General features: G+C 70.7%; 10 protein-coding genes. 3 read left to right on the top strand and 7 right to left on the bottom strand.

The annotated features are described in order from the left end of the window. The 6 genes from D7V97_RS34215 to cysD all read right to left on the bottom strand — a co-directional run. A partial coding sequence (locus D7V97_RS34215) for an alpha-hydroxy acid oxidase (protein ID WP_147445091.1) occupies positions 1–961 on the bottom strand: 961 nt, incomplete at its 3' end. A 6-nt stretch (positions 962–967) separates the two neighbouring features. Beyond that, the gene (locus tag D7V97_RS34220) at positions 968–2,173 is read right to left on the bottom strand and encodes a PLP-dependent aminotransferase family protein (protein ID WP_233583403.1); all 1,206 of its coding nucleotides are present in this window, start codon (positions 2,171–2,173) and stop codon (positions 968–970) included. After that, on the bottom strand, positions 2,170–3,240 hold the full coding sequence (gene hppD / locus D7V97_RS34225; protein ID WP_120614820.1) for a 4-hydroxyphenylpyruvate dioxygenase: 1,071 nt from the start codon (positions 3,238–3,240) through the stop codon (positions 2,170–2,172). Before hppD ends, D7V97_RS34220 begins: the two co-directional genes overlap by 4 nt. Positions 3,241–3,356: 116 nt before the next feature. Beyond that, on the bottom strand, positions 3,357–3,917 hold the full coding sequence (cysC, locus tag D7V97_RS34230; protein WP_120614821.1) for an adenylyl-sulfate kinase: 561 nt from the start codon (positions 3,915–3,917) through the stop codon (positions 3,357–3,359). A gap of 7 nt (positions 3,918–3,924) precedes the next feature. Beyond that, positions 3,925–5,190, bottom strand: coding sequence for a sulfate adenylyltransferase subunit 1 (locus D7V97_RS34235; RefSeq protein WP_120614822.1), 1,266 nt, complete (start codon positions 5,188–5,190; stop codon positions 3,925–3,927). Further along, positions 5,190–6,095 (bottom strand): sulfate adenylyltransferase subunit CysD, encoded by a 906-nt coding sequence (cysD, locus tag D7V97_RS34240; RefSeq protein ID WP_199729031.1) that lies wholly within the window; start codon positions 6,093–6,095, stop codon positions 5,190–5,192. The genes D7V97_RS34235 and cysD overlap by 1 nt, the downstream gene beginning before the upstream one ends. A 235-nt stretch (positions 6,096–6,330) precedes the next feature. Between cysD and D7V97_RS34245 the strand changes: the two genes are divergently transcribed. Next, positions 6,331–7,107, top strand: coding sequence for a thioesterase II family protein (locus D7V97_RS34245; RefSeq protein WP_120614824.1), 777 nt, complete (start codon positions 6,331–6,333; stop codon positions 7,105–7,107). Here D7V97_RS34245 and D7V97_RS34250 read toward each other — a convergent pair. After that, positions 7,104–7,886, bottom strand: a complete 783-nt coding sequence (locus D7V97_RS34250; RefSeq protein ID WP_120614825.1) for a 4'-phosphopantetheinyl transferase superfamily protein — start codon at positions 7,884–7,886, stop codon at positions 7,104–7,106. The two genes, D7V97_RS34245 and D7V97_RS34250, sit on opposite strands and share 4 nt — an antisense overlap. A 117-nt stretch (positions 7,887–8,003) precedes the next feature. Between D7V97_RS34250 and D7V97_RS34255 the strand changes: the two genes are divergently transcribed. After that, positions 8,004–9,209, top strand: coding sequence for a phosphatase domain-containing protein (locus D7V97_RS34255; protein ID WP_120614826.1), 1,206 nt, complete (start codon positions 8,004–8,006; stop codon positions 9,207–9,209). Positions 9,210–9,391: 182 nt separating this feature from the next. Further along, a partial coding sequence (locus D7V97_RS44355; protein ID WP_147445092.1) for a hypothetical protein occupies positions 9,392–9,585 on the top strand: 194 nt, incomplete at its 3' end.

Raw genomic sequence — 9,585 nt, forward strand, 5'->3', positions numbered from 1 at the left:
CCCCCACCGCGAGCCCCCAGTACACCGGGCGCCCCACCAGCACCGCCTTCGCGCCCAGCGCCAGCGCCTTGAGCACGTCCGTGCCCCGGCGGATGCCGCCATCCACCAGCACCTCGCACCGGCCGCGCGCCGCCGCCACCACCTCCGGCAGCGCCTCCAGCGGAGGGATGGCCCCGTCCAGCTGCCGGCCGCCGTGGTTGGACACCACGAGTCCGTCCACGCCCGCCGCCACCGCGCGCTCCGCGTCCTCCGCCGTCAGCACACCCTTGAGGAGCACCGGCAGCTTCGACACCGAGCGCACCCACGCCACCGCCTCCCACGTCAGCGCGGTGTCGAAGTCCCGCGACGCATGGGCCGCGATGCCCGACTCGCCCGGCGCGCGGGTGGCCAGCGCCTGGCTCACGTCCAAATCGAAGTTGGCCGCGCGCACGTGGGCCGGCAGGCCGAAGCCGCTGCGCATGTCCCGCATCCGGCGGCCCAGCCGGGGCGTGTCCACCGTGAGCACCAGCGCGCGGTAGCCCGCGGCCTCCGCGCGGCGGATCAGCGCCGTCGTCACCGCGCGGTCGCGGAAGCAATACACCTGGAACCAGAGCGGCCCCGAAGCGGCGCGGGCCACGTCCTCCAGCGTGCGGCTGGCCATCGTGCTGACCGTCATCAGCCCGCCCAGCGCCCCGGCCGCGCGCGCGGTGGCCACCTCTCCGTCCGGATGCGCGAGGCACTGGTACGCCATGGGCGCCACCACCAGCGGGTGCGCAAGCGTCGTGCCCAGCAGGCTCACGGACGTGTCGCAGCGGGACACGTCCACCAGCACGTTGGGCCGCAGCCACCACGCGTCGAAGGCCTTGTGGCTGTCGCGCAGCGAGGACTCATCGTCACTGCCGCCGTACACGTAGTCGAAGACGTCCGCGGGCAACCGCGCGCGGGCCTGCTGCTCGTACTCGTCCAGGCACAGGGGACGCATGGGCCTTCAGCTTCGCGCGAGGACGCGGCCCAGGCGGGACACGGCCTCTTCGATGACGGCGGGCTCCGCGTGGGAGAAGTTGAGGCGCAGGCCGTGCGACGCGGACCGGCCCCCCGCCACGGAGAAGGCCTGCCCCGGAAGGAAGGCCACCTGGACCTCCTCCAGCGCGCGGCCGAGCAGCGCCGTGGTGTCCACGCGGTCGGGGAACTCCACCCAGACGAACATGCCGCACGCGGGCTTCGTCCACCGGGCGCCGTGGGGCGCGAGGTGACGCTCCAGCGCGGCGACGAGCGTGTCGCGGCGCTCGCGGTAGCCCGCGCGCAGCTGCTCCAGGTGCGCCGGCAGCGCGCCGGACTCCAGGAACGCCAGCACCACGCGCTGGGCGAACGTCGTGGTGTCGATGTCGCTCGCCTCCTTCACCGTGGCGAGCCGGCCGACCATCGCCTCCGGCACCACCACCCACCCCACGCGCAGCGCGGGCGCCAGCACCTTGGAGAAGGAGCCGACGTAGTACACCCACCGGTCCTCCAGCCCGCGCAGCGCCGGCAGCGTCTGGGGCTCGTACTGAAGGAGCCCGTACGCGTCGTCCTCGATGATGGGCAGCTGGTGTTCGCGCGCCAGGGCCACCAGCCGCTGCCGCGACTCCAGCGGCATGCTCACGCCCAGCGGGTTGTGGCCGTCGCTCATGGTGTACAGCAGCGCGGGCCGCTCGCCCCGCTCCAGCAGCGCGCGCACCGCGTCCACGTCGATGCCCGTCTCCGGGTGCGTGGGCACGGTGAGCCGCTTCGGCTGGAACGGATCCAACACCTGCTGGAAGCCCGAATAGACGCGGTCCTCCAGGAGCACCGTGCCGCCCGGATCCAACAGCAGCCGCGTGAGCAGGCTCATCCCCTGCTGACCGCCCGCGGTGAGGAACACCTGCTCCGGCACGCACGTCACGCCGCGCCGGGCCATCAGCGCCACCACCTGCTGGCGCAGCGGCTCCAGCGTGGGGCGGTACTGGAGCGCCAGCGGCTCCTCCGCCATCACCTTCGCGGAGGCCGCGGCGAGCCCCGCGGACGGGAACAGCGACGGCGCGGGGAGCCCCAGCGCCAGCGACAGGATGCCCGGCCGGTGGATGCGCTGGAGCATGTCCTGGATGGCGGACGGCTTCAGCTCCCGGGCCCACGCCGCGAGCGGCAGCGACACGGCCTCACCCCGGGCCGCGCTCACGCCTGGACCCGCGCGTAGTCACGCTCCACCGCCTCGAAGAGCGCGCGGATGTTGGCCCCTCCGAAGCCGCGCGCCTCCTGGCGCTGGATGGCCTCGAAGAACAGCGTCTGGCGCGGGTGCACGGAGCGGGTGAACGTCTGCAGCAGCGTCCCCCACTCGTCGCGGTCCACCAGGATGCCCAGCTGCTGCAACGGCACCAGGTCGAAGTCCAGCGCGCCCAGCCGCGACTCCAGCCGCTCGTAGTAGCGCGCGGGGATCTCCAGGAACGGCAGGTGCTGTTGCAGCTGGCGCACGCACCCGACGATGTCCGTCGTCAAGAGCGCCAGGTGCTGCACGCCGGGGCCGCCGTGCCGGCGAAGGAACTCGCCAATCTGGCCGGGGTTCTCCCGCGACAGCGGCTCCTGCAGCGGCAGCACGATGCGCGCCGACGGGCTCTGCACCACCTTGGAGTTCATCCCGCTGGCGTGCGTGTGGACGACCTCCTGGTGGGACTGACGGAAGCCGAAGACGTGCTGGTAGAAGCGCACCGTCTCATCCAGCGTGCCCGGCTCCAGGCAGATGGCCAGGTGGTCCAACCCGGAGAAGTGCGCCCCGTCCAGCGTGATGGGCGCCTGGCGCGCCACCAGCCCCGGCGGCAGGAACGTCCCGGGCACGGCGTCGCTCTGGATGAGCGAGTGCACCACGTCCCCCATCGCCGCCACGGTGGCCTGGAGCATGCGCTTGCCCGCGCCGTCCTTCCCCGTCACCGGCTCGCGCAAGGGCTGGGCCCCGCGCTGCGTGACGTGGCCAAACGCCGCCAGCGCGTCCTTCGTGCGCAGCGCGATGTCCCGGACGCCGTCGCCGTGCCGCTCGACGAACACGGAGGCCGCGTCGTCCGCCGCCAGCCCCTGCGTCAGCAACAGCCGCAACGTCCCCTGCTGCAACAGGACCGAGCGTCGCCCCACGAGCCCCGTCTCCGGACCACCCTCCGCCACGCGCGTGAAGCCCAGGCTGTCCGTGTAGAAACCGGAGGCAGCCGCAGCGTCGCCGACGCAGAGCTCAACGTACTCGATATCATCGAAATACATGAATGGAGGTCCTGTCCCGGTGAGTACGTTTCGGCGCGGAGGATAGACGATCCAGGCGCAGGCGGCGCCTGCTTTCTCGACCCTCCGGAGCAGCTGGATATTCGCGGTACGGTGGCTCAGGCCGCGCTCGCCGCGGAGGCAAGCAGGCCCCTGTCCCTCAGCGTGTCGAGGATGCGCTCGAGCCCCGCTTCCACCGTCTCCGAGTCGGAGCGGACAATGATTTCAGGGGCTTCAGGCGGCTCATAGGGGTCCGACACCCCCGTGAAGTGGGGGATCTCCCCTGCCAGGGCCTTCTTGTAGAGCCCCTTCACATCCCGGGCGACGAGGGCCTCCAGGCTTGCCTGGACGTACACCTCAAGGAACGGGATGCCGGCCTGGGTGGCCAGGGCGCGCACCTCGTCCCGCGAGCTCTTGTACGGGGAGATGGCGGCGGTGATGACACCCACCTCGTGCTTGGCGAGCACCCGCGCCACGTAGCCGATGCGGCGCACATTCTCCTCGCGGTCCGCGCGGGTGAAGCCCAGGCCGCGGGACAGGTACGTGCGCACCTCGTCCCCGTCGAGCAGCTCCACGCGCTGCACGGGCGCCAGCTGTCGCACCACCGCGGTGGACAGCGTGCTCTTGCCCGCGCCGGACATGCCGGTGAACCAGAGGATGAAGCCCGGGCGCTGATGCATCGTCGCTCTACCTCTCCACGGCCGGGCCGTTGATCATCCCGGCGCCCACGGTGGCGTTGGTGCTCTCGTCGATGAGGATGAAGCTGCCGGTGCTGCGATTGCGGCGGTACTCGTCGAAGAAGAGCGGCACCGTCGTGCGCAGCGTCACGCGGCCCACCTCGTTGAGCTTGAGGCCGGCGCTCTCTTCATCGCGGTGCAGCGTGTTGACGTCCAGCCGGTAGTGCAGCTGCTTCACCATCGCGCGCGCCATGCGGGTGGTGTGCTTGATGGCCAGCCGGGCCCCGGTGTTGAGCACCGTCTGGTCCGACAGCCAGCACACCATCGCGTCGATGTCCTGGCTCGCGGTGGGCGGGTTGCCCGGCCGGCACAGCATGTCGCCGCGGCTGATGTCCAGCTCCTCCTCCAGCGACACGTTCACCGACATGGGCGGGAACGCCTCCGTCACCGGCTTGCCGGCCAGCTCCAGCGACTTGATGCGCGTGGTGAAGCCGGACGGCATCACCATCACCTCGTCACCCGGCCGCATCACGCCGCCCAGGATCTGGCCGGAGTACGCGCGGTAGTCGTGGAACTTCTTCGCGGACGCGGGCCGGATGACCCCCTGCACGGGGAAGCGCAGGTGGATGAGGTCGCGGTCGGACGCGATGTGCACGTTCTCCAGGTGGTGCAGGAGCGTGGGGCCCTGGTACCAGGGCATCTTCTCCGAGCGCGTCACCACGTTGTCCCCGCCCAGCGCGGAGATGGGGATGAACGACAGGTCCGACACGTCCAGCTTCATTGAGAATTGGCGGAACTCCTCGCGGATGCGGTCGAAGACGCCCTGGTCGTAGTCCACCAGGTCCATCTTGTTCACGCACAGCACCAGGTGCGGCACACGCAGCAGCGACGCGATGAACGCGTGCCGCCGCGTCTGCTCCAGCACGCCCTTGCGCGCGTCCACCAGGATGAGCGCCAGGTCCGCCGTGGACGCGCCCGTCACCATGTTGCGCGTGTACTGCAGGTGTCCCGGCGTGTCCGCGATGATGAACTTGCGCTTCACCGTGGAGAAGTAGCGGTACGCCACGTCGATGGTGATGCCCTGCTCGCGCTCGGCCTTGAGCCCGTCCAGGAGCAGCGCCAGGTTGACGTACTCGTCCCCGCGCGCATGGCTGGTGCGCTCCACGGCGGCGAGCTGGTCCTCGAGGATGGACTTCGTGTCGAACAGCAGCCGCCCGATGAGGGTGCTCTTGCCGTCATCCACGGAGCCCGCGGTCGCGAATCTCAGCAGTTCCACTAGAAGTATCCCTCGCGCTTGCGGTCTTCCATCGCCGTATCACTGAACTTGTCATCCGTGCGGCTGGCCCCGCGCTCGGTGACGCGCGACGCGGTCACCTCCGCGATGACCTGCTCCACCGTCGCCGCGGTGGACTCCACGCACGCGGTGCACGTCATGTCGCCCACGGTGCGGAAGCGGACCGTCTCCGTCGTCACCTGCTCGCCGGGCATCGTCTGCAGGAACGGCGACCACGCCATCAGCATGCCGTCGCGGCGGAACACCTCGCGCCGGTGCGTGTAGTAGATGGACGGCAGCGCCACGTTCTCCCGGCCGATGTACTGCCAGATGTCCAGCTCGGTCCAGTTGGACAGCGGGAAGACGCGCAGGTGCTCACCCCGACGGTGGCGGCCGTTGTACAGGCCCCACAGCTCCGGCCGCTGGTTCTTCGGATCCCACTGGCCGAACTCGTCGCGGAAGGAATACACGCGCTCCTTCGCGCGGGCCTTCTCCTCGTCGCGCCGCGCGCCGCCGAAGACGGCGTTGAAGCCGTTCTTCTCGATGGCCTCCAGGAGCGGCTGCGTCTGCAGGCGGTTGCGCGACGCGCGCGGGCCCTTCTCCTCCGTCACCCGCCCCGCGTCGATGGCCTCCTGCACGGACGCGACGATGAGCCGCGCCCCCAGCTCCGCCACGCGTTGGTCGCGGTATTGGAGGACCTCCGGGAAGTTGTGCCCCGTGTCCACGTGCATCAGTGGAAACGGCAGCGGCGCCGGCCAGAAGGCCTTCACCGCCAGGTGCAACATCACCGCGGAGTCCTTGCCACCGGAGAAGAGCAGCACGGGCCGGTCCAGCTCCGCCGCGACTTCCCGGATGATGAAGATGGACTCGGCTTCCAGCGCCTCAAGATGTGAAAGCTCGTAGCTCACGGGCGCGGAAGGTAGCACAACCGGGTTTCCACCCAACCGTGGCCATGAAAGTTTTCCGTAGCGCCCGGGGTGAGACACACCGGATGCGACATGCGGGAGCGGGCCATGAAACATGACCACCCCACCCGGCAGGATGGCTGTCTCACCGCCACGCCCCAGGAGTGAGGCCAGGGGCTTCACCGTGCGTGCGGGAAGGCGTTCCGTGGGAGCGGCGCATGGTATAGACGGCCGCCCCATGGCGACCCCACCGACTCCCCCTGTCCTTGATCGCTGGTTTCCGTCCCGCAAGCCGCTGCCGGAGCCACGGCTGCGCCTGTTCTGCCTGCCGTTCGCGGGTGGGAGCGCGGCCATCTACACGCCCTGGGCGAACGCGCTCCCCACGGGCGTGGAGCTGTGCGCGGTGCAGCTGCCCGGCCGCGAGCGGCGCCTGATGGAGCCCGCCTACAAGTCGCTGCCGGCGCTGCTGGACGTGCTGATGCCGGTGCTGACGCCGCTGATGGACCGGCCCTTCGCGCTGTTCGGCTACAGCATGGGTGCGCGCATCAGCCTGGAGGTCTGCCGCAGGCTGCGCAGCCAGGGAGGACCCCGGCCGCTGGGCTTCATCGCGGCCGCGGCGCCGCCGCCCTCCCACAACGAGCGGGAGCCCATCCACGAGCTGGACGACCCGGGCTTCATCGCGAAGCTGCGCGAGTACGACGGCACGCCCGAGGAGGTCCTCCAGCACAAGGAGCTGCTGGAGCTCATCCTGCCCACGCTGCGCGCGGACTTCGCCCTGGCCTGGTCGGAGAACGGCGCGGACGCCTCTCCGCTGGACATCCCGCTGTCCGTCTACGGCGGCAAGGCGGACAAGCACGTGGGCATGGACCTGATGGAGCACTGGCGCGCGGAGTCCACCGCCGAGGTGCGCATCCGCCAGTTCGAGGGCGGCCACTTCTTCATCCGCACCCACGGGCCGCCGGTCCTGGCCGCCGTGCGCGAGGACCTGACGCGCTGGATGGCCCCCGTCCGCTAGACGGTCACGATGCGCGGCGGAGCGTCCCCGGCGAGCGGCACGGTGTGCTGCCAGCGCACGGTGAGCGGCCCGCCGCGCGGCCTTCGGAAGGCCACCGCCGCCTGGTGGCGCTCGGACGGCTTGTGCTGCACGAACTGCCACACGTCCGGCACGTCCCCCATCCGGGGGTCGAAGGTGATGCGGGGCATCTGGCCCGGCAGCAGGTCGAAGGCGAACTGATCCAACGGCAGCGACATGCCCGCGCCGCGCGCCTTGATGTACGCCTCCTTCAGGGTCCAGTACTCGAAGAAGCGCTCCTGCTGGCGCTCCTTGGGCAGGGCGCGCAGGGCCTTCACCTCCGAGAGCGCGAAGTAGTGGTCCGCGATCTCCACCGTCTCCCCCGGCCGCTGGGCGTCCTCGATGTCCGCGCCCAGGTCCGCGTCCCGGCCCACCGCGACCAGCGCCATGCCGTCGGTGTGGCTCAGGTTGAAGCGCAGCCACTGCCCTTCCGGGCCGACGATGGCGGGGCGCCCGTACTCGTTCGGGACGAAGCGCCATGACTCCGGGGCGACGGGCGCGTAGCGCGACAGGGTCAGCCGCACCAGCGCGTGCGACACGAGGAACTGGCGCTGGTGGCGCTCGAAGTGGAAGCGCCGCTGCCGCTCGCGCTCACCGACGTCCAGGAGGGGCAGGTAGGCCGCCAGCAGCCGGGGGTCGTCGATGCGCTCGGGCTCGACGAGCCACACGTGGACCTCGTCGGGTCGCAGGGCCAGGGGCACGAAGGGGGAAGACGAAATCATGCGGCGAAGGGAAGCAGGAACCGCCAGCCATGTCACGGGGGGTGGCTGGCCCCGGGTGGGGCCGCGTAGGCTCCGCGGTCCGCGGGCCCACGCCGGGCGCGCTCCGGGAGAAGCGACATGGACCTGTCCATCGCGACGACGAAGCTCCAGGCGCTGCGCCGGGACATGACCGGCCACACGGACCGGGACGACGAGCGCCGCATCCTGGACCTGTTGAAGGGCACCACCGGCGAGGAGCTGAACTTCCTCCTGTCCAACGTGGACCTCGTGCGCCTGCTGTCGGACCTGGACGACCGGCTGGTGGGCCCGGATCACCACACGGAGCTGTTGGAGCTCTTGTGCACGCACCGGGCCCCGGAGCTGTCCCTACCGGTGCGCGCGTCGCTGGCCACCGCGCTCCAGCGGGGCGCCACGCACTCCCAGGCCGAGCGGCGGCTGCGCGACCTGTTCCTCGGGCTCAAGGGCCGGGAGCTGACCGCGTTCAAGAACCTGCTCGACGGAGGCGGCGAGTACCACGACCTGCAACACCTGCTCTTCGACGACGTGGATGACGCGGCCCTGCGCGCGGAGCTGCTCGGCCACTTCCAGCGCGAAGCGGACGCCGTCCCCAGCGGCGAGAACAAGATCTTGAGCGACATCGACGACACGTTCTTCGCCAACTGGGTGGACGCGCGCTACCCGAAGAAGACGGTGTACCCGGGCGTGCTCGCGTTCTACCAGGAGCTGGACCGGGGACCGGGCATCATCCCGGGCCGCGCGGGGGACCTCACGTTCGTGAGCGCCCGGCCGCAGGATCCGCTGGGCCTCATCGAGAACGCCACGCTGGAGTCGCTGCGCGAGCGCGGTGTGCCGCTGGCGGTGATGCTGTCCGGCAGCTTCTTCTACCTCGTGGGCAACACGCGCATCGCGCAGAAGAAGTTCGACAACTTCGAGCGCTACGCCCGCCTCTTCCCCGAGTACGGCTTCGTCTTCGTGGGCGACAGCGGCCAGGGCGACGTGGAGTTCGGCGCGAGGATGCGCGCGGCCCAACCCCAGGCGGTGCGCGCCGTGTTCATCCACGACGTGGTGGCGACGCCGGAGCCGAAGCGCGAGGAGTGGCGCGCGCAGCATGTCTTCTTCTTCGACACGTATGTCGGCGCGGCGGTGGAGGCCTTCCACGCGGGCGTCCTCTCCCGCGACGGCGTGGACCGCATCACCGCCGCCGCGGTGGAATCCCTGGCAGCCATTGCCTTCACCTCGCCCGCCCAAAGACAGGCGCGGGAGGCGGAGCTGGCGCGCGACCTGGCCCGGGCCCAGGCCCTTCCCCGCGCCCTGCCTGCCTGAATCCCCCCTGAAACATCCCCGTGCGTCATGACAGGGATTGCGACGCGCGGCAGGGGCCTTCCAATTAATCCGTTTTTCCCTTATTAGCCCCCTGGGGTCGTCGGCAACGGCGAACGTGTAGGGCGTACCTGAGGGGGTACACAATGAATGGGATGTCTCGGAGCCGGTGGCTGTGTTTCGCCGTGGTTCTTGTCGCAGCGGTGTGGCCGGGCCTGGGCGAGGCGCAGCTGGCACCCACGGGTGGCCACTACGCGGGACGTGCTTCGGACACCGGCACCGAGCCGGGGTCGGTGAATGCGTCCGGCGGGTACTCCGCTTCCATCCCCTTGGAGCTGCCGGCCGCGCGGGGCGACCTGCCCGTCCCGCTCTCCATCTC

It is taken from the genome of Corallococcus sp. CA053C (assembly GCF_003611675.1).
Taxonomy (GTDB): Bacteria; Myxococcota; Myxococcia; order Myxococcales; family Myxococcaceae; genus Corallococcus.

Bases quoted from the DNA above. Each gene is read 5' to 3' on its own strand.
- hppD (WP_120614820.1), bottom strand. From the start codon at position 3,240: ATGTATTTCGATGATATCGAGTACGTTGAGCTCTGCGTCGGCGACGCT.
- cysC (WP_120614821.1), bottom strand. From the start codon at position 3,917: ATGCATCAGCGCCCGGGCTTCATCCTCTGGTTCACCGGCATGTCCGGC.
- D7V97_RS34245 (WP_120614824.1), top strand. From the start codon at position 6,331: ATGGCGACCCCACCGACTCCCCCTGTCCTTGATCGCTGGTTTCCGTCC.
- D7V97_RS34250 (WP_120614825.1), bottom strand. From the start codon at position 7,886: ATGATTTCGTCTTCCCCCTTCGTGCCCCTGGCCCTGCGACCCGACGAG.
- D7V97_RS34255 (WP_120614826.1), top strand. From the start codon at position 8,004: ATGGACCTGTCCATCGCGACGACGAAGCTCCAGGCGCTGCGCCGGGAC.